The organism is Pseudomonas sp. BJP69 (assembly GCF_007633355.1).
GTDB lineage: Bacteria > Pseudomonadota > Gammaproteobacteria > Pseudomonadales > Pseudomonadaceae > Aquipseudomonas > Aquipseudomonas juntendi.
In genome coordinates this window covers 45,287-67,861 of sequence record NZ_CP041933.1, presented here as the reverse complement: position 1 = coordinate 67,861, position 22,575 = coordinate 45,287, and the positions used below count along the sequence as shown (strand labels likewise).

Genomic DNA, 22,575 nt, shown 5'->3' with positions numbered 1-22,575 from the left:
GGGGGCCGTCGCGGCCCTCACAAGGAGTGATCAATGAAGAAGCTGCTTGCTGTTGTCGCCGCTGTCGCGGCCTTCTCGGCCAATGCTGCCGAAACCCTGACCGTCGCCGCTACTCCGGTGCCACACGCCGAAATCCTCAACTTCGTCAAACCGGCGCTGGCCAAAGAGGGCGTGGAACTGAAGGTCAAGGAGTTCACCGACTACATTCAGCCGAACGTGCAGGTGGCGGAAAAGCGCCTGGACGCCAACTTCTTCCAGCACCAGCCGTACCTGGATGAATTCAACAAGGCCAAGGGCACCGACCTGGTGAGCGTGGTAGGCGTGCACATCGAGCCGCTGGGCGTGTACTCGACCAAGATCAAGAAGCTGGACGAACTGCCTTCCGGGGCTACCGTGGTCATCCCGAATGATGCCACCAACGGCGGCCGCGCCCTGTTGCTGCTGGACAAGGCCGGCGTGATCAAGCTCAAGGACAACAAGAACATCCTGTCGACCGTGAAGGACGTTGCCGAGAACCCGAAGAACATCAAGTTCCGTGAACTGGAAGCCGCCACCATCCCGCGTGTGCTGACCCAGGTGGATGCGGCGCTGATCAACACCAACTACGCGCTGGAAGCCAAGCTGAACCCCGAGAAAGATGCCCTGGCCATCGAAGGCAGCGATTCGCCCTATGTGAACATCCTGGTTGCCCGCCCGGACAACAAGGACTCGGACGCGATGAAAAAGCTGGCAACGGCGCTGCACTCGCCTGAGGTGAAGCAGTTCATTACCGAGAAGTACAAAGGCGCTGTGGTTCCGGCGTTTTAAGCCTCGCAATCGCGCTGGCTTCTTCGCGGGCATGCCCGCTCCCACAGGGACATCGCTAGCCTCAGGCCTTGTGATATCCCCGTGGGAGCGGGCGTGCCCGCGAAGCTTTCAATGCCCCATCAATCCCGTTTGACCAACCCAGGCAACTGCGCCACCAGCTTCTGGTTGTTGAACGGCGCCCGAATGAACCCACGCTGACGCCCGTCCGGCCCAACGACCGCCAGGTTGCCGCTGTGGTCCACGGTGTAGCCAGGCTTGCTGGTATCTGCCGGAATGAATGGAATGCTCAGGGCATTGGCCAGCTTCTGGGTATCTTCGATCGACCCCGCCACCCCAATGAAGTCCTTGTCGAAATAACCCAGGTACTGCTTCAGCTGGTTCGGCGTGTCGCGGTTCGGGTCGACGCTCACCAACACCACTTGCAAACGGTCGACGGCGTCCTTGGGCAGCTCGCTCTTCACCTGGCGCAATTGGGCCAGGGTGGTCGGGCAGATGTCCGGGCAGTAGGTGTAGCCAAAGAACAGCAGGGACCACTTGCCTTTCAGTTCATCCAGGTGCACCGGCTGGCCATCCTGGTTGGTCATGGTTACATCTGCCACGGCGCGGCTTTGCGGCAACAGGATGATACCGGCATCGATCAGCTCGGCAGGGTTGGGCTGGTCGCGACCCTTGAGCACTTTGTTGACGGTGAGGCCCATGATCAGCGCGACCAGGGCAACGAGGACAAAGACGGTTTTCTGGGTTCGGGTCATAGGTTCAGCAACAGGTAGTGGTCGAGAAGCAACGCGATGAACAGCGCAAACAGGTACACGATAGAGTACTTGAAGGTGCCGATCGCTGCGTGCGGCCGGCTGCCACGGTACAACACCCAGGCCCATCGCAGGAAGCGCAGGCCCAGGGCCAGGGCACAGGCCAGGTACAGCGGGCCGCTCATGTGGATGGCGTAGGGCAACAGGCTCACCGCCAGCAATATCAGGGTGTACAGCAGGATGTGCAGCTTGGTGTAGCGCTCACCGTGGGTCACCGGCAGCATCGGAATGTCGGCCTTGGCGTATTCCTCCTTGCGGTGGATGGCCAGGGCCCAGAAGTGCGGTGGGGTCCAGGCGAAGATGATCAGCACCAGCAGCAACGGCTCGGCACTGACCTGGCCGCTGACTGCGACCCAGCCCAGAAGGGGTGGGGCAGCGCCGGCCAGGCCGCCAATCACGATATTCTGCGGCGTGGCACGCTTGAGAAAACCGGTGTAGAGCACTGCATAGCCAAGCAGCGAGGCCAGGGTCAGCCAGACAGTGAGGGCATTGGTGAAAATCAGCAACAGGGCCATGCCCAGCAGCGCCAGCGCCAGGGCAAACAGCAACGCCGGCAAGGGCTCGACACGGCCTTGGGCCAGCGGCCGCTTGCGGGTACGCGCCATCAGCGCATCGATGCGCCGGTCGACCACATGGTTGACCACTGCCGCGCCACCCGCGCACAGGCCGATACCCAGGTTGCCGAACACCAACACACTCCAGCCCACCCCCGCACGGGTGGCAAGGAACATGCCCGCCAACGAGGTGATCAACATCAGCACGACCACCTTGGGCTTGGTCAACTCCAGGTAATCGCGCCAGCTGGCCCGCTGGGTGCTCAGAAGCGTCGCCACGACTCGTTCCTCATGTGATGGGAAATGCCAACGCCGGTCACTGGCCGCAAGCGCCAGCCTTGGCCGACACCCACGCGTACCTTGTCGACCACCCGAATGCGGTAGTTCACCAGCACCATGCACAGCAACAGCAAAGCCCCACCGGCGTTGTGCGCCACCGCTATGGCCAGCGGCAGGTGCAGCAGCACATTGCTGATGCCCAGGCCCACCTGCACGGCCAGCGCCAGCAACACCAGGCGCGCCAGGCCGCCAAGGCCACAGCGCTGCAGTTTCCAGCTGAGCATCAGCAGCACGCAGGTGACCACCAACGCACCCAGCCGGTGGCTGACATGGATGGCCGTGCGCGCATCACTGTCCAGCTGCCCCCCCAGGTAGTTGGGGCCAACGTGCTGGGTCAGGTGGAAACCATTGCTGAAGTCCGCCGCCGGCCACCACTGGCCATGGCAGGTGGGCAGGTCGATACAGGCAACCGCTGCGTAGTTGGCACTGACCCAGCCACCCAAGGCGATCTGCCCGATCACCACCAGCAAGGCCAGCGCAGCGACCCGCCGCAGGCTGAGCGGCAATTTGGGCAACGGCGCAAAGGCCCGCGAAAGCCGCAGGGTTAACAGGAACAGCAGGCTCAGCGTGGTAAAGCCGCCCAGCAAGTGGGCCGTGACGACCTGCGGCCAAAGCTTCAGGGTGACCGTCCACATGCCGAACGCCGCCTGGGCCAGCACCACACCCAGCAACAGCACAGGCAGGCGATAGGGTTGCCCGTCGCTGTGGTGCCGGCGCACTGCCTGCAAGGCGAGCAAGGCGATGACCACGGCCAGGCTGCCCGCGAAGTAACGATGAACCATTTCGGCCCAACCCTTGGCCGCCTCTACCGGGTGTTCGGGAAAGTGCAGTTCGGCATGGGCCAGCTGCGCTTCGCTTTTGGGTACGCTGATGAAACCGTAGCAACCGGGCCAGTCGGGGCAACCGAGGCCGGCGTGGGTCAGGCGGGTATAGGCACCGAGCAGGACGACCAGCAGTGCCAGCAGGGTGGCGCACACAGCAAGGCGGAATCCGGGTCTGGCCATGGCAGGCTCCTAGCCGATATTGGACAGCTTGAGCAGATGGCGCAGGTCATCCAGCACATGCTTGCCGTTGACCTTGGCGCCGTAGCGCAGCACCAGGTTGCCGTGCGGATCGACGATCCACAGCTGCGGGGCAACCTCGCCGACCTGCTTGAGGTAGCGCGGCGCATCCAGCGGGTAGCGTTGCAATTGCGGGTATTCGCGCCCGAGCAGGGCCTGGTAGTCGGCGCTCAGCGGCTGGGCGGCGGCCAGCGCATGGCTGGCCCGGCTGGCATCACGGCCCAGGCCGACCTGGATCTGCCGGGCCAGGTACACCAGCCGCTGGCATTCCTCGGCACAGGCCTGCGGCGCGCTGACCAGCAACTGCCAGCGCCCGTCCTCACCGGCCACGCCCAGGTCGGCACGGCTCTCACCGTTGCCGATCATGGCGCCGTGGTAACTGCGGCCCTCCGGCACCCAGAAGTTGAGTTTGTACATGCTGGTGGCCAGGACCATCGGGCCCAGCACAACCAGAAGAATCAGCAACAGCTGCAAACGCCCGCGGGCTTTGGGTTTGCTACGTTCAGGCACGTCCAGTGGAGTGGCGGTGGCCATGGCTTTTCTCCTTGTTTTGGCGCCAGCCGAAATAGAGGTAGAGCAGCACCAGGGCGATCGCCAGGGCAAACCACTGCACGGCGTAACCCATGTGTTTTTCCGGGCCCATGGCCACGATGGGCCAGCCCAGGCGGTAGCTTGCCGGGCCAGGTTCCAGGCGCAGTTCGTGGGCGAACCCCTCACGCCCGAGCTGCGCCCACAGTTGCGCCGCGTCGATGGCGGTCAACAGGTGCGGCCACTGGCCGCCGACGGGGTCCGGGTGCAGCTGGAACGTGTTGCCGGGTGCCACATACACCGAGGCGTCGAGGGCCAAGGCCTGGGCGGGGGTATCGAAGTGCACCGGTACGCGGCGGTCCGGCCAGGGAAGCCAGCCGCGATTGACCAGCAGCCACAGGCCGCTGGCCTGGTCGTGGAAGGGTTGCAGCAATTCGACACCGGCCTGACCGTCGCGCATGCGGTTGTCCAGCAGCACGCTGTGCTCGGCGTCGAAGCGGCCATACAGGTGCACGCGGCGCATGGCGTTGTCTTCGTTGCCATTCAACTGGCTGGTCGCCAGCGGCGCTTCGATACGTCGCTCGGCGTAGCTGGCCAGCAATGCGCGCTTTTCCTCGGCCCGGCCGAGTTGCCAGCAGCCAAGCGCGATCAGCCCCGGTAGCAGTGCAAGTACCACCAAGGTGGGTACCCAACCTGGGCGAAACGGCCTCACGGGCGCCTCGCTATACTTATCCACATCACCGCCCCCCCCGGAGTAGCGCCATGCTCAAGGCCGCGATTGTCCTGATGCTGTTGGCCACGATCGCCAGTTTGTTCAGTGGCCTGGTGTTTCTGGTCAAAGATGATGAAAACTCGACCCGCCTGCTGAAAGCGCTGACGGTGCGGGTGACCCTGGCGGCGCTGACCATAGGGCTGGTCGCCTGGGGCTTCATCAGTGGTCAGCTCGTATCTCACGCCCCTTTCTGACGTTTTCACCTCGCCCTGTGGGAGCGGGCATGCCCGCGAATGCGATGTTGAATGCACCGGCGCATTCGCGGGCGCGCCCGCTCCCACAGGGTTCGCTAGTCACAGCACATACACAAAGATGAAAAGCCCCACCCACACCACATCCACGAAGTGCCAGTACCAGCTGGCCGCTTCGAAGCCGAAGTGTTTCTGCGGGTTGAAGTGGCCACGCAGGATGCGCACGAACATCACAATGAGGATGATCGTGCCCAAGGTCACGTGCGCGCCGTGGAAACCCGTGAGCATGAAGAACGTAGCGCCATAGATGCCCGAGCCCAGCGTCAGCCCCAGCTTGGTATAGGCCTCGTGGTACTCGAAGGCCTGCAGCGCGATGAAGCTGATGCCCAACACGATGGTCAGCGCCATCCAGCCTTTCAGCGCCCCGCGGTGGTCGCGGCGCAACGCATGGTGGGCCAGGGTGATGGTCACGCTGGAGCTGACCAGCAACAGGGTATTGATCAGCGGCAGGTGCCACGGGTCGATCACTTCCTTGGGCGGCGGGAACAGCTTCGGGTCCGGCGTGTGCAACAACGGCCAGGTGAACTCGAAGCCGGGCCAGAGCATATGGGCAACACCCTTGGCCCCTTCGCCACCCAGCCACGGCCCCGCCAGCACGCGCACGTAGAACAGCGCGCCGAAGAAGGCCAGGAAAAACATCACTTCCGAGAAGATGAACCAACTCATGCCCCAGCGGAAAGAGCGGTCCAGCTGGGCGCTGTATAGCCCTGCACGGCTTTCCTTGACCACCGCCCCGAACCAGCCGAACAACATGTAGGCCAGAAACAGAGCACCCACGAAGAAAATCAACGGCCCGTGCGACTCCGGGTGCCCGGCCTTCATGTCGTTGAACCAGGTACCCAGGCCGAACACGCTGATGAACATGCCGAGGGTAGCGATGATCGGCCACTTGCTCTGCGCCGGAACATAGTAATGCTCATGACTTGCCATTGCTGTTCTCCTTCCCTTAACGGGCGCCCTGGACGGCCTGGGCCGCAACTTGAGCGACCGGCGGGTGGCGAGCGGTGATGTCGAACAAGGTGTAGGCCAGCGTCAGGTGCTTCACGCTGGCCGGCAGGTCGCGGTCGACGATGAAGCGCACCGGCATTTCGATGCGTTGGCCGGGTTGCAGCACCTGCTGCGTAAAGCAGAAGCACTCGGTCTTGTGGAAGTACGCCGCGGCTTCGGCGGGGGTAATGCTGGGTATCGCCTGGGCACTCATCGGCCGGTCGGTCGGGTTATGGGCAATGAAGATCATCTGGTTGACCGCACCAGGGTGGACCTCCAGCTGATCGGCGCTGGAGTAGAAGTCCCAGACCATGTCGCTGGCGTTGGTCGACATGAACTGCACCCGGACCGACCGCGAGGGGTCACTGACCTGGCTGCCCTCGTACTGCCCGCCGGTCTTGCCATTGATGCCGAAGGCCTTGCACATCACGTCGTAGATCGGCACCAGGGCAAAGCCGAAGGCGAACATCACCACCGTCAGCATCAGCAGGCGCGTTACCAGGCGCTTCAGCGAAAGGCCTGTCATGGCGGCGCTCCTACTTCACTTCCGGCGGTGTCTGGAAGGTGTGGTAGGGCGCAGGCGAGGGGATGGACCACTCCAGGCCTTCAGCGCCGTCCCAGGGTTTGGCCGGCGCAGGGGCGCCGCCACGGATGCACTTGATGACGATGAACAGGAAGAAGATCTGCGTGGCACCGAACATGAACGCGCCGATCGAAGACACCATGTTGAAATCGGCGAACTGCAGGTTGTAATCAGGTATGCGCCGCGGCATACCGGCCAGCCCCACGAAATGCATGGGGAAGAAGGCCAGGTTCATGCCGACGAACGACAGCCAGAAATGCAACCTGCCAAGGGTCTCGTCATACATGTGGCCGGTCCATTTCGGCAGCCAGTAGTAGGCCGAGGCGAAGATGCCAAAGATCGCCCCCGGCACCAGCACATAGTGGAAGTGCGCCACCACGAAGTAGGTGTCGTGGTACTGGAAGTCGGCCGGTGCAATCGCCAGCATCAGCCCACTGAAGCCGCCGATGGTAAACAGGATGACGAAGGCGATGGCGAACAGCATCGGGGTTTCGAAGGTCAACGAGCCTTCCCACATGGTGCTGACCCAGTTGAACACTTTCACGCCGGTGGGCACCGCAATCAGCATGGTGGCGTACATGAAGAACAGCTCGCCGACCACCGGAATACCGACCACGAACATGTGGTGCGCCCAAACGATGAACGACAGGAAGGCGATGGCCCCGGTGGCGTACACCATCGAGGTGTAGCCAAACAGGGGCTTGCGCGAGAATGCCGGGATGATCGAGCTGACCGCGCCAAAGGCGGGCAGGATCATGATGTACACCTCGGGGTGGCCGAAGAACCAGAACACATGCTGGAACAGCACCGGGTCACCACCGCCAGCCGCACTGAAGAAACTGGTGCCGAAGTGGATGTCCATCAACATCATGGTCACCACCCCTGCCAGCACCGGCATCACTGCAATCAGCAGGAACGCAGTGATCAACCAGGTCCAGACGAACAGTGGCATTTTCATCAAGGTCATGCCGGGGGCACGCAGGTTCAGGATGGTCGCGATCACGTTGATCGCCCCCATGATCGAGCTGACACCCATCAGGTGGATGGCGAAGATGAAGAAGGTGACGCTGGCCGGGGCATAGGTCGTCGACAGCGGGGCGTAGAAGGTCCAGCCGAAATTCGGCCCGCCACCGGGGCTGAACAAGGTTGAAACCAGCAGCAGGAACGCCGCCGGCAACAACCAGAAGCTGAAGTTGTTCATGCGCGGCAGGGCCATGTCCGGCGCGCCGATCATCAGCGGGATCATCCAGTTCGCCAAGCCGACGAAGGCCGGCATCACGGCGCCGAAGACCATGATCAGCCCGTGCATGGTGGTCATCTGGTTGAAAAACGCCGGTTCGACGATCTGCAGCCCCGGCTGGAACAGCTCGGCGCGGATCACCATGGCGAACGAGCCACCCAACAGGAACATGAGGAAGGCGAACCACAGGTACAGGGTGCCGATATCCTTGTGGTTGGTAGTCAGCACCCAGCGCATCAGGCCCTTGGCCGGGCCGTGCGCATGGTCATGGCCGTGGGCGTGGTCGTCGATCACTGCACTCATGTCCTGTCTCCTGCAATCCACTGATTGCCGCGAGTAACCCGGTTCACTTGGCTTCTGCCTGCTTCAGCGCCAGCACGTCCTTCGGCGTGACCATGTCGCCCTTGTTGTTGCCCCAGGCGTTGCGTTCGTAGGTCACCACGGCAGCGATATCGACCTCCGACAGTTGCTTGCCGAAGGCGGCCATGGCGGTACCGGGTTTGCCGTGGAAAACGATGCTCAAGTGACCTTCCTTCGGCCCGGTAGCGATCTTCGAGCCTTTCAGCGCCGGGAACATCGGCGGCAGGCCCTGGCCTTCGGCCTGGTGACAGGCCACGCAGGTGGTGTGGTAGACCTTGTCGCCGCGCGCCACCAACTCGTCCAGGGTCCATTCCTTGCTGGTCAGCTCCTTGAGCTTGGCCGCCTCTGCCTTGCGCTCGCCAAGCCAGGTGTCGTAGTCGGCCTGGGACTTGACCTCGACGACCACGGGCATGAAACCATGGTCCTTGCCGCACAACTCGGTACACTGGCCGCGGTAGATGCCTGGCTTCTCGATGCGCGTCCAGGCTTCGTTGACGAAGCCGGGAATGGCGTCGCGCTTGACCGCGAAGGCGGGCACCCACCATGAGTGAATTACATCGGCCGCCGTCACCAGGAAGCGCACCTTGGCACCCACCGGCAACACCAGCGGTTGGTCGACTTCCAGCAGGTAGTGCTCGTCTTTGGGCGCCTGGTTGTGAATCTGCTCGGCGGGGGTGGCCAGGTTGCTGAAGAACTCCACGTCCTGGCCCAGGTATTTGTAATGCCACTTCCACTGGTAGCCGGTGACCTGGATGTCGATATCCGACTCGCTGGCGTCATAGATGTCGATCAGGGTCTTGGTGGCCGGTATGGCCATGGCCACAAGGATCAGGAACGGGACCACGGTCCAGAGGATTTCCACCCAGGTATGCTCGTGGAAATGCGCGGCTTGCTGGCCGGTGGAGCGGCGGTGAATGACCATGGACCAGAACATCGCGCCGAACACCACGATGCCGATGACCACGCAGATCCAGAAGATGGTCATGTGCAGATCGAAGACGGCGTTGGAGACTTCCGTCGCCCCCGGGTGCATGTTCACGGTCCAGGCAGCGTTGGCCTGACCCAGAACCGACCACAACAGCAGGCCCATCCAGACAGGTGGATGTCGCATCATTGCGGGTTCCCCTTCTCGTTCTTGTTTTCCCGGAGGCGTGGCCTGCGGCAAGAGGGAACGGCGGTCAAGACTGCCTGGCTTCAACGACCGAGCCCCTGCTAAAAGCAGTCGGGCCTCATCAACGAATCACGTTCACCGGGAGTATAGACAGCGACCAATGCCGCGCAACGAAGGCAATGAAATGAACTTCACGAAACAGCTATATCCCTTGAAAACCGCAGGCTTGAGGGGGAATGGCCAAATAGTGGCCATGCTATATTCCAGGTAACGCAGAATTTGAAATCATCTATAACAAATTCGTCTTAGGTATGCCGTATACCGAGCTAATTTAGTGTCTTCCGTTTGAAACGTAATGTCCCTGGAGTTGTCATGAACATCGCTGCTGTACGCGAGCAGGTAAGCCAAGCCCATCAACATGAAGGCCAGACTGGCCAATTGAAACAGCGTCTCGAGCTGCAACTGCCCCACCTGCACCCCTCGATCCAACTGCCTGAGCAGGACGCACAGGGTACTTTGGCGCGCTTCGTCAGCGCCTACATCGAACAGGTTCCGGAACTGCTGGAGGCGGCCCATGAAGTCGCCCTTGAGGCCGGCATCGAGTCGCAGATCAAGCCTGTATTGAAAATTGCCGAGGCTTACTTCCTGCAGCCACCCCAGGTCATGAACGGGCATGTGGGGCTGGACTGCCTGCTAGATGAGGCGTACCTGGCGCACCGCCTGGTAGAGGAGGTGAATGACTTGTACATCCGTCACTTCCAGCAGCCGCTGATCCCGGTCGACACCACCGTCGCCAACCTGATTGCCCACCAGTTGATCGGCGAAGAATTTGCCAACCAGCTGGATGAAGTGGTGCACCACTCGGTGGATGAGATGCTCAATGACGCAAGCTTTGCGGCTGAGTCGGTGGAAGCCTACCGCGAGACACTGACTAGCCCGGCAACCGGTGAGGCGTGGAAGCGCTGGCCGTGCCTGTCGCGTCAGCTGGGTGTCGAGCTGGGCCAGCCGACCTGATACTCCTGAGCCGGCCTCTTCGCGGGTTCACCCGCGAAAAGGCCAGTTCAGGCACTACAGAACGTCAACCTCAGGCCCCCACACCCGCCGTGGTCCGTAACCGCCCCTCGATTCGCCGCTTCAACCGCCGCTGTTCGATCAGCAACCGCGAGCCATTGGCAGCATTGCTGCGCCCCCAGTCCTCCAGCAATTCAAGGCACGAGTGGTCGATATAGCTCAGGTTACCCAGTGGCACATGCAACGTGGTGCCCGCCGACACGCCATCGAGCACCTGGGTCAATGCCGGTACCTTGAGGAAGGTCGCTGCGCCACTGAGCCGCAATTCCATGTGCCCAGGCTTTGCCAGATCGACCAGGTTGATCTTCAACCGTGCCGCCCTGAATGCCAGCTTCAGCAAGGTCAGGGCAAAGCCGAGCAACACGCCGGTCAGCAGGTCGGTAAAGATGATCGCCAGCGCCGTCGCCGCATAGGTGAACATCGGCATGCGGCCATAACGGCCCAACCCACGGAACGCCTTGAAGTCGACCAGCTTGATCCCCGTGAACACCAGCACACCTGCCAGGCTGGCTACCGGTATCTGCTGCAGCACACTGCTCAACGCCACCACGAAAGCCAGCAGCCACAAGCCATGGAAAATGGCCGAAGCGCGTGTTTGCGCACCTGCCTGCACGTTGGCCGAGCTACGTACGATCACCCCGGTCATCGGCAGTGCACCCAGCACCCCGCAGAGCATGTTGCCAATGCCCTGTGCGGACAGCTCACGGTCGAAGTCCGACCGCTGGCCACTGTGCATGCGGTCGACCGCAGCCGCTGACAGCAAGGTTTCGGCACTGGCAATGAATGCCAGGGCAAAGGCGGCGACGAGCAGGGCAGGGTCGGCCAGTTGCATCAAGTCACCGGGGCGGAGCCAGTCGATGGCTTCGGACAAGTCAGCCGGTACTTCCACGCGGTTCACGGGCAAGGCCAACCACATGCTGATGATGGTCATGCTCGCCACACCCAGCAGGGCGCCTGGCACAAAGCGCAGGCGCTGCGGCCGCAAACGTTCCCAGCCCCACATGATGGCGATGGTGCCCAGGCCCAGCGCACCGGCTATCCAGCCAGCGCCGGCGCTTTCGTGGGGCATGGCCGCAGCGAGGGTCGCCGGGAACTGCACAAGGTTCTGCATACCCGATGGCTGCGGTGCGGTGTCGAACATCACATGCACCTGCGACAGCACGATCAACACGCCAATGCCTGCCAGCATGCCGTAGACCACCGCCGGCGCGGTGACGCGGAACCAGCAGCCCAGGCGCAGGCGCCCGGCCAGCAATTGCAGCAAACCGGCCAATAGCAGGATCGGCCCGAGCATGGCCATGCCGTGCTGGCGTACCAGCTCGAAGACCAGCACCGCAAGGCCCGCCGCCGGACCACTGACTTGCAACGGCGAACCGGCGAGGAAGCCGACCACGACCCCGCCGATAATGCCGGTAATCAGGCCCTTGGCCGGCGGCATCCCCGAGGCGATGGCAATGCCCATGCACAAGGGCAGGGCCACCAGAAAGACCACCACCGAAGCCAGCAACTCACGCGGCAGGGCCGCTTTCAGCTGTGTAATGTTCACCATGTTTCTCCTTTCTCTAGTCGCACGGCCATTCCCCTGGCCATGGGCACGTTGGGTCCCCGACAAGCGCGCAGGCGCGGGCCGCCAGCGGGCTCGCCGGCAGGGCAGTCAGGGTATTCAGGGCAGCCGAAGGCCGCGCCACACCCTTACAGGGTGCAGCCGGCTATCAAGGTTCTAACGGCGGACGGGTCGCTTAGTAGCGGCCTCTCGGAGTGGCGCATGGCACCGGTTGGCCTGCGGCCAGGGGCATGAAGCTGTCGCTGGCAGCGTCGTAGGCTTCGATCCTGCTGGTCTCGATGTCGTAGATCCAGCCATGGATGTACAGCTGACCCGCTGCAAGCCCCGAAGCCACCGAAGGGTGGGTGCGCAAGTGGTGCAGCTGGGCAATGACGTTCTCTTTGGTCAGCACTTGCATGCTTTCATGTTCGCTGCCGCACGAGCAGTTGTTCTCGACCACGGTGCGGGCCACTTCGGCGTGGCGCAGCCAGGCGCCAACGGTTGGCATCTTGGTCAGCGATTGCGGGTTGAGTACCGCACGCATCGCGCCACAGTCGGAGTGGCCGCAGATGATGATGTGGTGCACTTTAAGTGCCATCACCGCGTACTCGATAGCGCTGGAAACGCCACCGTTCATCTGGCCATAAGGCGGTACTACGTTACCTACGTTACGGGTCACGAACAGGTCGCCTGGCGAACTTTGCGTGATCAGTTCGGGCACGATGCGCGAGTCGGCGCAGGTAATGAACATGGCGCGCGGTGTTTGCGCAGTGGCGAGCTTCTTGAACAGCTCTTGCTGTTCAGGGAAGACGTCATGGTGAAAGCGCAGGAAACCGTCGACGATGTGCTTCAGGGCAGCATCGGCGCTTTCAGCGGGGACCTGCGGTACGACCTTGGATGGGTCCTTGACGGGCATGATTCATCCTCTTGACGGTGTGTAGGTAAATCCATTTTACCGGTTAAAGATTCTGGCTATGCAGGGTTTTAGATGACACGCACAGCCCATAGATCACAGTCGGTGTGGATTGGTTGCCTACGCTAACCGGGAAAACTTAACTGAAACTTAATTCGAGGGCTCTAGAACGGGCGTTCCAGATATAAAAGGCGGGATCTGAATAATAGCAAAAAAACATCAACTGCCAATATGTATTAGCGTAATTATTGGCTGACATTAGTGAGGCTTTCTGTAGGGCGTGTTTACCTTGGCTATCAGAACAGTGCCATCTGCTCGCCCGGCGGGGAAAAGGCCGAGCAATCCAGCACCTGTGACTCGCGCCCTTCGAACGCCAGGCGTTTCATCGCCTTGGCGAAACGCTGCGCCAGCAACTCGGCAAATACCCCCTCACCCCGCATGCGTGTGCCAAAGCGGCTGTCGTACAGCTCGCCATCGCGGCTCTGGCGGATCAGGCTCAGCACATGCGCAGCGCGCTGTGGGTAATGGTCGTGCAACCACTGCTCGAACAGCGGCGCCACCTCCAGCGGCAGGCGCAGCAGCATGTACGCCGCGCTCTGCGCCCCGGCCGCCTTGGCCGCTTCCAACAGGCGCTCCAGTTCGCTGTCGTTGATCATCGGTATCATCGGCGAGCACAACACGCCGACCGGCACGCCTGCTTCGCGCAGCACACGAATGGCCCGCAACCTTGCCCCTGGCGCTGCCGCCCGGGGCTCGAGCACCCGCTTGAGGTCATCGTCCAGCGTAGTCAGGCTGATCATCACCCGCACCAGGCGCTGGCGGGCCATGTCGGCGAGCAGGTCGAGGTCGCGCAGCACCAGGGCCCCTTTGGTGACGATGGTCACCGGGTGGCGAAAACGCAGCAGTACCTCAAGCAGGCGCCGAGTCAGTAGTTGCTCGCGCTCGATGGGCTGGTAAGGGTCAGTGTTGGAGCCCAGGTTGATCGGTGCACACTTATACCCAGGTTTGCTCAACTGCTGCACCAGTACCTCGGCGGCGTTGGTCTTGGCGATCAGCTTGGTTTCGAAGTCCAGGCCTGGGGACAGATCCCAGTAGGCATGGGACGGGCGGGCATAGCAGTAGATACAGCCATGCTCGCAACCGCGGTAGGGGTTGATCGAGCGGTCGAAGGGCAGGTCAGGGGAAGTATTGCGCGCGATGATGGTCTTGGCGGTTTCAGCCCTGACCTCGGTGCCTTGGGTAACGGGCACCTCCTGATACCAGCCATCGTCTTCGAGCACCGACTGGCGTGGTGCAAAACGATTGTGTGGGTTATGGCGGGTACCACGACCGCGAACAGGATCCATGCTGTTAGCCCCTTACTGGTTATGCATACAGTATATTACCAGCAGCGCGTTCACCCTTGTTGTCAGGGAGACAAGTGGCGCCTTGCATACGGCTCCAGCGACATGGGCCTGCCGGCGAATGCGTTGAACGACGCCGTCATCCGGCGCATTCCGCCCTTGGCCAGGATTTCGTCGCGCAAGCGGCGGCCCAGCGCCCGATGATCGGCGTCGGCCGCCTCGAATGCGCTGAAGGCGTCAATGGCATGGACCTGCGCCCACTTGTAGCAGTAATAACCCGCTTCATAACCCGTGACCATGTAATCGAACCCTTCGGCAAACCTGTCCTGGGCGAAGGCTTGCGGCAAGCCGACCTGCTGGGTTGCGGCAACCGCCAGCTGGCGAAGGTCGTGGCGGGCGCGATCGTCGCAATGCGCGACAAGATCGAACCAGCACAGCCGCAGTTGCTCGGCTTCCGCCACCGCCTGGAAACGACGTTTGCCAGCGAGCCACTGCTGCATCTGTGGCAATGACACTGGCGGCGCACCCGTTTCCGGCTGCGGCAACGCCAACAGTGCCGGGGCAGACCAGCACCACTGTTCGAGCAAGGTGCCGACGAATTCGCAGGCATCGGCGCCCAGCGCGGAAGTGGCGGTGCGATTGAGGCGCCGGTGCTGGTTGGTGACCAGCAACTGATGCAGGGCATGGCCCGCCTCGTGGAACAGCTTGCAAAGGTCTGCGTGGTCCAAGTTGGGCGTGACTTGCCCAGGCTGCAGCTCGAAACAGCAGGAAAGCAGAACGGCGGGCAACGTCACCACACCGTCGGCCTCCACATGGCGCTGGCGCATGGGATAACTGTACGGCCAGGGCAGCTTGCCTGGGCGTTGGTAGGCATCCAGGTAGATATGCCCCAGTCGGGCATGCCCGTCCATTACCTCCAGTACCTGCACATCGGGGTGCCAACCTGCCACATCGCACGCCACGATACGCACGCCAAGCACCTGTTCATGCAGTTGCCACAGCCCCTTCAGGACGCTGCCCAGGGGGAAACGCTCGCGCAGGCTGGCATCGATCGCCTCGTTGCCTTGCAGCCGCAGCTTTCGGCCAAGGTATGCCACGTCCCACGGGGCAAGCGCCTCGATACCCAATTCGCTACCCAGCACCTGCATCGCCTTCAGCTCCTCCTGCAGGCGCGCGCTGTTCTGCTGGATCAAGGCGTTGATGAAGGCCTCGACCTGCGAGGTGTCACGCGAGTCCTTGGCTTCAAGGCTCAACTGCGCCGCGTTGGCCAGGCCCAACAGCCGCGCACGCTCATGACGCAGCCGCAACAGCGCCTGCAGCACCGGGCCATTGTCCAGGGCGTAGTTGCCACTCAGGTCGCAAGCCAGCTGCCGTGAGGCCTGATAAACCTCTTTACGCAAATCACGCGCGTCGGCCCACTCAAGGACCACTTGCACCGTGCGCTCGTCAAGGTCGAGCAGCCAACCCGCCTGGCCCTGCGCCGCAGCCTTGACTGCCAGCCGATCACGCTCAACGCCTGGCAGGCCGGCCAGGCGCGCCTCGTGCGGCACCAGGCAAGTCCAGGCCTCACGTGCCTGGATCAGGTTACTCATGAATTGCTGCTCAAGCCCGACGATCGCCTGCTCGGTGGTGTGCAGTTGCTCGCGCGCGCCAGCGCCCAAACCATGGCCGGCGTGGCGGAACGCCCTGAGGATCAGTTTGAGCACAGCCTGGCGCTCGTCATCCAGCTGCGCGGGATCGAGGCGCTGGTAGGCTTCATACAACCTTGAGTGCTCGTGCTTGTATCGCGCCCAGTCGAGCAGCAACTGATTACAAGCATCGACCTCCACAGCCCATGCCTGGCTTTCGTACACCAACGGCACGAGCATGTGCAGCAGGTCTTCCAGCCGCTGGTCAAGCTGCTCGACGGCCAGCACCAAGCTATCCCAACCTGGCGCCGGGCCGCTGTGTTCGATGATCTGTTCGAGCGCCGCGACATTGGCGTCGCGAATGGACAAGAAGGCGGGTTGAAGCTGCTCGGGCCGTAGCGACGGGTAGTCGAGCAAGCCATGGGCAATTCGAGCAAGGCCGTGATTCACGAAGCACCTCAGGGGCAAGTCAGGGGCCGACACTGTAGCCAGCCCCCTGTTACCCCGCAGAAGCTCTATGTAACGCCCTGTACCCTTACTCTGCGGGTTTCTTCAACTTCGGATTAGGGAAGAACTGCACCGTCTGTACCTTGGCCGCAGGGGTTTTCGGCTCGAGGTGGTTGACCCGTGTCCCCAACTCCTTGGGCACCGACAAGCCCTGTTCGTTGAGCGTATCGGTAAAGCCGCAGGCCACGCACTCACGGTGCGGTACGTCGTCTTCGCTCCACATCATCAGTTTGTCGGGCTGGCTGCATGCCGGGCATACAGCCCCGGCAATAAAGCGCTTCTTGGTCTTGTTCACGGCTACCTCACTCATGCCGCAGCGGCCTCGGCCAAGCCACTGTGGCGCAGCAATGCATCAATGGAAGGCTCACGGCCACGGAAGTCGACGAACAGTTCCATGGGCTCGCGCGAGCCGCCACGCGCCAGGATCGCTTCGCGGAAGGCGCGGCCGGTTTCGGCATTCAGCACGCCTTCTTCCTCGAAGCGCGAGAAAGCGTCGGCCGACAGCACTTCAGCCCACTTGTAGCTGTAGTAACCCGCTGCGTAACCGCCGGCAAAGATGTGCGCAAAGCTGTTGGGGAAACGGTTGTACGCCGGCGGGCGCATGACCGAGACCTCATCGCGTACGCCTTCGAGCACCTGCAGCACGTTGCGGCCGTCGCCATGGCTGGCATGCAGTTCGAAGTCGAACAGCGAGAACTCCAGTTGGCGCACCATCATCATGCCCGACTGGAAGTTCTTCGCCGCCAGCATCTTGTCCAGCAGGTCCCGTGGCAGGGCCGCACCGGTTTCATAATGCGCCGAAATCAGCGCCAGGCCTTCCGGCTCCCAGCACCAGTTTTCCATGAACTGGCTAGGCAGCTCGACGGCATCCCAGGCCACGCCATTGATGCCGGAAACCCCGGCATGCTCGATGCGCGTCAGCATGTGGTGCAGGCCGTGGCCAAATTCGTGGAACAGCGTGGTGACCTCATCATGGGTCAGCAGCGCCGGCTTGCCAGGCGCAGCCGGGGTGAAGTTGCACACCAGGTTAGCCACCGGGCTTTGCAACTGGCCGCTGGCGGTGCGGCGCCGGTCACGGGCGCCGTCCATCCAGGCACCCCCGCGCTTGTTGGCACGGGCATACAGGTCGAAGAAGAAGCGCCCGACGTGCTGGCCGTTTTCCTTGATTTCGAACAGGCGGACATCCGGGTGCCAGCTGTCGAAGCCCTTCAACTCGGCGATTTCGATGCCATACAGGCGCTGCACGATGCTGAACAGGCCGCTAAGTACCTTGTCGATCGGGAAGTAGGCGCGCAGGGCCTCCTGCGACACGCTGTAGCGCTGTTCGCGCAGCTTCTCGCCATAGTATCCGGCGTCCCAACTGGCCAGCTCTGGGCAGCCTTGCTCGGCGGCATAGGCCTTGAGCTGCTGCAGGTCCTGCGCGGCAAACGGCTTGGAGCGTTGAGCCAGGTCGCGCAGGAAGCTCAGTACCTGGTCACTGGACTCGGCCATCTTGGTCGCCAGGCTCAGCTCGGCGTAGTTCTTGTAGCCCAGCAGCTCGGCCAGTTCCTGACGCAGGTCGAGGATTTGCTTCATCACCGGCCCGTTGTCGTTCTGGCCAGCGTTCGGGCCCTGGTCCGAGGCGCGGGTGCAGTAGGCCGCGTACACCTCTTCGCGCAGGGCGCGGTCGCTGGCGTAGGTCATCACGGCGTAGTAGCTGGGGAATTCCAGGGTGATCAGCCAGCCGTCGAGGCCCTTGGCCTGCGCTGCAGCGGCCATTTGCGCCTTGGCCGAATCGGTCAGGCCGGCCAGTGCGGCCTCGTCGGTCACATGCTTGGTCCAGGCCTGGGTGGCGTCCAGCAACTGGTTGGAGAAGCGGCTGCCCAGCTCACTGAGCTTGCTTTGCACATCGGCATAGCGCTGCTGCTTGTCCGCTGGCAGGTCGATACCCGACAGACGGAAGTCACGCAGGGCATGTTCGAGTATGGTTTTTTGCGCCACATCGAAACCGGCGGCCTCCGGGCCGCTGATCAGCGCCTGGTAGGCTTCGAACAACGCACGGTTCTGGCCCAGTTCGGTAGAGTAGGCGCTGAGCGCTGGCAGGCACGACTCGTAAGCCTCGCGCAATTCGGCGCTGTTGCACACCGCGTTGAGGTGGCTGACCGGGCTCCAGGCCGCACCCAGGCGGTCGTTCAGTTCGTCCATGGCCAGCACCAGGCCGGCCCAGGTGGGGTTGCTGCCCTGCTTTTCGAGGATCTCGGCAATGGCTTTACGGTTGTCGGCCAGGATCGCTTCGATCGCCGGCAACACGTGTTCGGCACGGATTTGCGAGAAGGGCGGCAGATCGTAGGACTGCAGAAGCGGGTTGTTCGCACTCACGGTTCGGATACCTTGGCAGAAGAAACACTGCCCCATCTTAATTACAATCGACGCCGACCGCAGCAGGCAGCCTGCCTATCGACACAGATGAGAGACGCTATCATGGCCATTCGCAGCTTCCAGCAACACACTCCGAAAGTGGGGCCCAGGGCATTCGTCGACCGTTCGGCGGTGGTGCTGGGCGACGTTGAAATCGGCGAAGACAGCTCGGTCTGGCCACTGGCCGTGGTGCGCGGCGACATGCACCGCATCCGGATTGGTGCGCGCACCAGCGTGCAGGACGGCAGCGTGCTGCATATCACCCACGCCGGCCCGTTCAACCCGGACGGCTTCGCGCTGATCATCGGCGACGAAGTGACCATCGGTCACAAGGTGATGCTGCATGGCTGCACGTTGGGTAACCGCATTCTGGTCGGCATGGGCAGCACGGTCATGGACGGTGCGATCGTGGAGGATGAAGTGATCATTGGCGCCGGCAGCCTGGTGCCGCCAGGCAAGCGCCTGGTCAGCGGCTACCTGTACATGGGCAGCCCGGTAAAACAGGCGCGGCTGCTCAATGACCAGGAGCGGGCGTTTTTCGCCTACAGCGCCAGCAACTATGTGAAGCTCAAGGACCAGCACCTGGCCGAAGGCTTCGATCAACCTGAATGAGCGCATTCGCGTGGAACCTTGTACATGCACCAGCAAAACATCCTGTTCGACCTCGACGGCACCCTGACCGACCCACGCCTGGGCATCACCCGCTCTATCCAGTATGCCTTGGCAAAGCTGGGCATCGATGAGCCAGACCTGGCCCGCCTCGAGCACTTCATCGGCCCACCTTTGTTGCAGGCGTTCATGCAGTTCTATGGTTTCGACGAAGCCAAGGCGTGGGAGGCGGTCAATTTCTACCGCGAGCGCTTCCGCGTGACCGGGCTGTACGAAAACCTGGTGTTCGCCGGCGTGCCGGAGCTGCTCCAAGCCCTGAACAGCCAGGGCCGCACGCTGTATATCGCCACCTCCAAACCGTGGGAATTTGCCCGCGAAATTGCCCGGCACTTCGCCTTCGACCACCACTTCAAGGTGATCTACGGCAGCGAACTGGACGGCACGCGCACCAACAAGGTTGAGCTGATTCGCCATTTGCTGGACGAAGAAGGGCTGGACCCGGCGCAGACGCTGATGATCGGTGACCGCAAGCATGACCTGATCGGCGCGCGCAGCAATGGTTTGCAGGCCGTGGCGGTGGGCTATGGGTTTGGTAGCCGGGAAGAGTTGATGGCCGAAGCACCGGCTTTCCACTTCGCCACGCTGGCCGAGATGCATCAGGCATTTACCAAGGCCTGAGGGCCTTCGGGGCTGCTTTGCAGCCCATGCGGTCACTGTGGGAGATTCTATGGTTCCTGGCAAGGGTAGCCGCTGCATCTTCAGTGCCTGTGAGATCGAGCGCCGCCCGCGCGGCGCATCGCGAGCTGCGCTCGCTCCTACGTTTGTTTCGGGCCAGTAACCCCTGTGCCAGATGCGCGCGGCCGCCTTGTTCGCACGACGCGATTTTGAGGCATGCGCCAAGGCGTTCGCGCGCAAATCCCACAGGAATAATTGGCCCGAAACAAACGTAGGAGCGAGCGCAGCTCGCGATGCGCCGCGCGGGCGGCGCTCGCTCTAACAGGCGCTGCATACCTTGTGGCAAACACCTGTCTGCCCTGATGCGATCCCCGTGGGAGTTGGCTTGCCGACGATGGGCCGCAACGCCGCCCCAAAGTCTCACCGGCCAGCCATCAACTTTTGCAACGCCGCCTTCCTTTCAGCAATGGGCAACCTCCCCAACTGCTCAACCCGTTCATAGAACCGCCCCCAATCCCCGTCAACCGCGCGAAACACCGCCGCAAACGCCGGCACCCACTGGTCATACAGCCCGAACGGCAACAGCTTGGCATTGTTCATGGGCGCGTACACCCAGGCGTCAAAGCGCTTGTCGCCGCCCCACTGGCTGTCCCGCACCTGCTGGTAGTCACGCCTGAGCCGCGAGAACTCCGCCCGCTTGGCCTGGCGCTTGTGCGCATCATCCAGCGGCCCGGCGTAAATCGCCTGCAACCGCTCGCGGCTGGCCAGCACCAGTTGGATAAACTGCTCCCGCTGCTGCCCCTGATCGCCACCCACCGCAGCCAGCCCGCGCGCCGCGCGCCATTGCCGGGTGCCTTCCTGTTCGACGAACGAGGCAAAGGACTCGTTGAACTCGGTGTCGTCCTGCACGTAAAAGCGCTGGTGCGCCAGCTCGTGAAAGATCAAGGTCGCCAGGCGTTCGTCACCCCAGCCCACCATCGACGACAGAATAGGGTCGTCGAACCAGCCCAAGGTGGAATAGGCCTCCACCCCGCCCACGTACACATCCAGCCCTTCCTCACGCATCAACGCTGCCGCGCCACGCGCTGCACCTTGCTGGTAGTAGCCGCGGTACGCCACGCAACCCGCTATCGGAAAACAGTGGGTCACCGGTTGCAGTGAGAGCTCTGGCGTGGCGAAAACATTCCAAACCACATAGGGGCGCCCAAGGTCGGCGTATACCCGGTAGCTGCGGTTATCCGGCAGCTTCAGCTGCTGGCTGGCAAACGCCCGCGCCTGTTCCGCCCGTTGCAGGCGCGCCCGTAACAGGGGAGGGGTAGCAGGGTCGGCGACCACCTGTTCCACCGGTTGCCGCGCGCGCAGCAGTTGCCACTGGCCTTGCGCAAGCTGGCCGTAATAGGCCGCACTGCTGCAACCGCTCAGCAGAAGCACCGCCAGCAGCGGAACCAAACGGGTGAAAACGCGGTCGAGTGGCCCAGGGCCTGAGCGCTGCATAAGAAAAAGTCGAAGCATCGGGACTGTCTGACTCGCTCAAGGCCGATTCGCTCCAAGACTATCTCGCCACGGGGGAGTTTCGCCATGCGTGCATTGTGGGTCGCCGGTTCACTGTTGCTGTTATCTGCCTGTTCAACGCTGCCAGACCCAGACCCGAACCAGGCCTGGATCGACCTCACGCCCTACGACAACACCTCGTTGCACGCGGTGCAGGTCGATGAGCGCGATTGGGCCGACAACCGGTACTTCGAAGTGCAGCCTGGCAGCCATGAGTTGACCGTGCGCTACCAGTTTCCGGTCAACCCCAGCAACATCGGCCCGGTCGACCAACCCCTGTGGCGAGATTGCCAGGTAAAGCTGGCGTTCAAAGACTTCAACGCCGGGCAACGCTATCAGCTGCAGGCCGGGAGCATCGGCTTCCGCCCGTGGGTGAAGTTGTATGACCAGCAACAAAAACTGCTGGGCCAGGGCCTGCCAGCGGGCTGCCAGCACACCTGAACCACGCAAACGGCGCTATGCTGTTAACGTGCCAATCGCAAGTGGGAGCTTTGCCATGCGCCAGCCCATGATGCTGATCGCCCTCAGTGCACTGGGGGCTTGCGCCAGCCCCTTGCCGCCGGTCGACCCCAAGCAAGCCTGGGTCGACTTGTACACCATGACCCCCGGCCGGGTAATCATGGCCGACCGCCTTGACGGGAAGCGCCTGGAAGACGGCCGATACTTTCAGGTAACCCCCGGCAAGCATGAGCTGGTCGTGCGCTTCGATTACGAGATCTACTCTGGCGGGATGCTGACCGACCCCAGGGACCGTACCTGTTACCTAACTGTGCGCTTCGATGACTTCAAGGCTGGGGAACGTTATCGCCTGGAGGCACGGGCGCCGGTAATGGAGCCGCAGGTATTGCTGTATGACGCCAGCCGCACGGTGCTGGTGAATGAGCCTAGCGATGTGTTCTGTATTCCGTAGGCGGGGGTGCGGCGGGTAGGGGGTGC

General features: G+C 62.5%; 23 protein-coding genes. 7 read left to right on the top strand and 16 right to left on the bottom strand.

Annotation, left to right across the window (positions count from 1 at the left end):
- The first annotated feature begins 33 nt into the window (after positions 1–33).
- Entirely contained in the window at positions 34–807 is a 774-nt protein-coding gene (locus FPB55_RS00335) for a MetQ/NlpA family ABC transporter substrate-binding protein (protein WP_009683599.1), read from the top strand.
- Positions 808–926: 119 nt separating this feature from the next.
- Here FPB55_RS00335 and FPB55_RS00330 read toward each other — a convergent pair whose 3' ends face one another.
- The 5 genes from FPB55_RS00330 to FPB55_RS00310 are packed head-to-tail and all read right to left on the bottom strand — an operon-like array spanning position 927 to position 4,810.
- Entirely contained in the window at positions 927–1,559 is a 633-nt protein-coding gene (locus FPB55_RS00330) for an SCO family protein (RefSeq protein WP_144187325.1), read from the bottom strand.
- Positions 1,556–2,449, bottom strand: coding sequence for a heme o synthase (cyoE, locus tag FPB55_RS00325; RefSeq protein WP_144187324.1), 894 nt, complete (start codon positions 2,447–2,449; stop codon positions 1,556–1,558). The genes FPB55_RS00330 and cyoE overlap by 4 nt, the downstream gene beginning before the upstream one ends.
- The gene (locus tag FPB55_RS00320; protein ID WP_009683602.1) at positions 2,434–3,513 is read right to left on the bottom strand and encodes a COX15/CtaA family protein; all 1,080 of its coding nucleotides are present in this window, start codon (positions 3,511–3,513) and stop codon (positions 2,434–2,436) included. The genes cyoE and FPB55_RS00320 overlap by 16 nt, the downstream gene beginning before the upstream one ends.
- Before the next feature lie 9 nt (positions 3,514–3,522).
- On the bottom strand, positions 3,523–4,104 hold the full coding sequence (locus FPB55_RS00315; protein ID WP_009683603.1) for a hypothetical protein: 582 nt from the start codon (positions 4,102–4,104) through the stop codon (positions 3,523–3,525).
- Positions 4,073–4,810, bottom strand: a complete 738-nt coding sequence (locus tag FPB55_RS00310) for an SURF1 family protein (protein ID WP_115293202.1) — start codon at positions 4,808–4,810, stop codon at positions 4,073–4,075. Before FPB55_RS00310 ends, FPB55_RS00315 begins: the two co-directional genes overlap by 32 nt.
- 50 nt (positions 4,811–4,860) lie before the next feature.
- Here FPB55_RS00310 and FPB55_RS00305 point away from each other — a divergent pair, with 50 nt between their 5' ends.
- Positions 4,861–5,064: a twin transmembrane helix small protein gene (locus tag FPB55_RS00305; RefSeq protein ID WP_003258925.1), complete on the top strand. Its 204-nt coding sequence runs from the start codon at positions 4,861–4,863 to the stop codon at positions 5,062–5,064.
- 99 nt (positions 5,065–5,163) lie between these two features.
- Here FPB55_RS00305 and FPB55_RS00300 read toward each other — a convergent pair whose 3' ends face one another.
- The 4 genes from FPB55_RS00300 to coxB are packed head-to-tail and all read right to left on the bottom strand — an operon-like array spanning position 5,164 to position 9,405.
- Positions 5,164–6,051 (bottom strand): cytochrome c oxidase subunit 3, encoded by an 888-nt coding sequence (locus FPB55_RS00300; protein ID WP_029886292.1) that lies wholly within the window; start codon positions 6,049–6,051, stop codon positions 5,164–5,166.
- A 16-nt stretch (positions 6,052–6,067) separates the two neighbouring features.
- On the bottom strand, positions 6,068–6,634 hold the full coding sequence (locus tag FPB55_RS00295; protein ID WP_029886291.1) for a cytochrome c oxidase assembly protein: 567 nt from the start codon (positions 6,632–6,634) through the stop codon (positions 6,068–6,070).
- A gap of 10 nt (positions 6,635–6,644) precedes the next feature.
- Positions 6,645–8,234 (bottom strand): cytochrome c oxidase subunit I, encoded by a 1,590-nt coding sequence (gene ctaD / locus FPB55_RS00290; RefSeq protein ID WP_054911456.1) that lies wholly within the window; start codon positions 8,232–8,234, stop codon positions 6,645–6,647.
- A 43-nt stretch (positions 8,235–8,277) separates the two neighbouring features.
- The gene (gene coxB / locus FPB55_RS00285; protein ID WP_054911457.1) at positions 8,278–9,405 is read right to left on the bottom strand and encodes a cytochrome c oxidase subunit II; all 1,128 of its coding nucleotides are present in this window, start codon (positions 9,403–9,405) and stop codon (positions 8,278–8,280) included.
- A gap of 369 nt (positions 9,406–9,774) precedes the next feature.
- On the opposite strand from coxB, the gene FPB55_RS00280 reads away from it, so the two are divergent.
- Entirely contained in the window at positions 9,775–10,416 is a 642-nt protein-coding gene (locus FPB55_RS00280) for a hypothetical protein (protein ID WP_144187323.1), read from the top strand.
- Between the two features lie 70 nt (positions 10,417–10,486).
- On the opposite strand, the gene FPB55_RS00275 is transcribed toward FPB55_RS00280, so the two are convergent.
- The 6 genes from FPB55_RS00275 to prlC all read right to left on the bottom strand — a co-directional run bounded on the left by FPB55_RS00275 (position 10,487) and on the right by prlC (position 18,801).
- Positions 10,487–12,019: a SulP family inorganic anion transporter gene (locus FPB55_RS00275; protein WP_144187322.1), complete on the bottom strand. Its 1,533-nt coding sequence runs from the start codon at positions 12,017–12,019 to the stop codon at positions 10,487–10,489.
- Between the two features lie 193 nt (positions 12,020–12,212).
- The gene (locus tag FPB55_RS00270) at positions 12,213–12,932 is read right to left on the bottom strand and encodes a carbonic anhydrase (RefSeq protein WP_009683612.1); all 720 of its coding nucleotides are present in this window, start codon (positions 12,930–12,932) and stop codon (positions 12,213–12,215) included.
- 293 nt (positions 12,933–13,225) lie between these two features.
- Entirely contained in the window at positions 13,226–14,275 is a 1,050-nt protein-coding gene (locus FPB55_RS00265) for a PA0069 family radical SAM protein (protein ID WP_009683613.1), read from the bottom strand.
- A 62-nt stretch (positions 14,276–14,337) separates the two neighbouring features.
- A complete protein-coding gene (locus FPB55_RS00260) occupies positions 14,338–16,350 on the bottom strand; it encodes a M3 family metallopeptidase (protein ID WP_238706611.1) in 2,013 nt (670 codons plus the stop codon).
- Between the two features lie 85 nt (positions 16,351–16,435).
- Entirely contained in the window at positions 16,436–16,717 is a 282-nt protein-coding gene (locus tag FPB55_RS00255) for a YheV family putative zinc ribbon protein (RefSeq protein ID WP_009683615.1), read from the bottom strand.
- Positions 16,714–18,801, bottom strand: a complete 2,088-nt coding sequence (gene prlC / locus FPB55_RS00250) for an oligopeptidase A (RefSeq protein WP_144187321.1) — start codon at positions 18,799–18,801, stop codon at positions 16,714–16,716. The genes FPB55_RS00255 and prlC overlap by 4 nt, the downstream gene beginning before the upstream one ends.
- Positions 18,802–18,867: 66 nt before the next feature.
- Between prlC and FPB55_RS00245 the strand changes: the two genes are divergently transcribed.
- On the top strand, positions 18,868–19,416 hold the full coding sequence (locus tag FPB55_RS00245; protein WP_115293197.1) for a gamma carbonic anhydrase family protein: 549 nt from the start codon (positions 18,868–18,870) through the stop codon (positions 19,414–19,416).
- A gap of 24 nt (positions 19,417–19,440) precedes the next feature.
- A complete protein-coding gene (locus tag FPB55_RS00240) occupies positions 19,441–20,091 on the top strand; it encodes an HAD family hydrolase (RefSeq protein WP_009683618.1) in 651 nt (216 codons plus the stop codon).
- Between the two features lie 417 nt (positions 20,092–20,508).
- On the opposite strand, the gene FPB55_RS00235 is transcribed toward FPB55_RS00240, so the two are convergent.
- Entirely contained in the window at positions 20,509–21,582 is a 1,074-nt protein-coding gene (locus FPB55_RS00235; RefSeq protein WP_144187320.1) for an aminopeptidase, read from the bottom strand.
- 84 nt (positions 21,583–21,666) lie between these two features.
- Between FPB55_RS00235 and FPB55_RS00230 the strand changes: the two genes are divergently transcribed.
- The gene (locus FPB55_RS00230; RefSeq protein ID WP_029887968.1) at positions 21,667–22,080 is read left to right on the top strand and encodes a hypothetical protein; all 414 of its coding nucleotides are present in this window, start codon (positions 21,667–21,669) and stop codon (positions 22,078–22,080) included.
- Between the two features lie 55 nt (positions 22,081–22,135).
- A complete protein-coding gene (locus FPB55_RS00225) occupies positions 22,136–22,549 on the top strand; it encodes a hypothetical protein (RefSeq protein WP_054906239.1) in 414 nt (137 codons plus the stop codon).
- Positions 22,550–22,575: the final 26 nt, after the last annotated feature.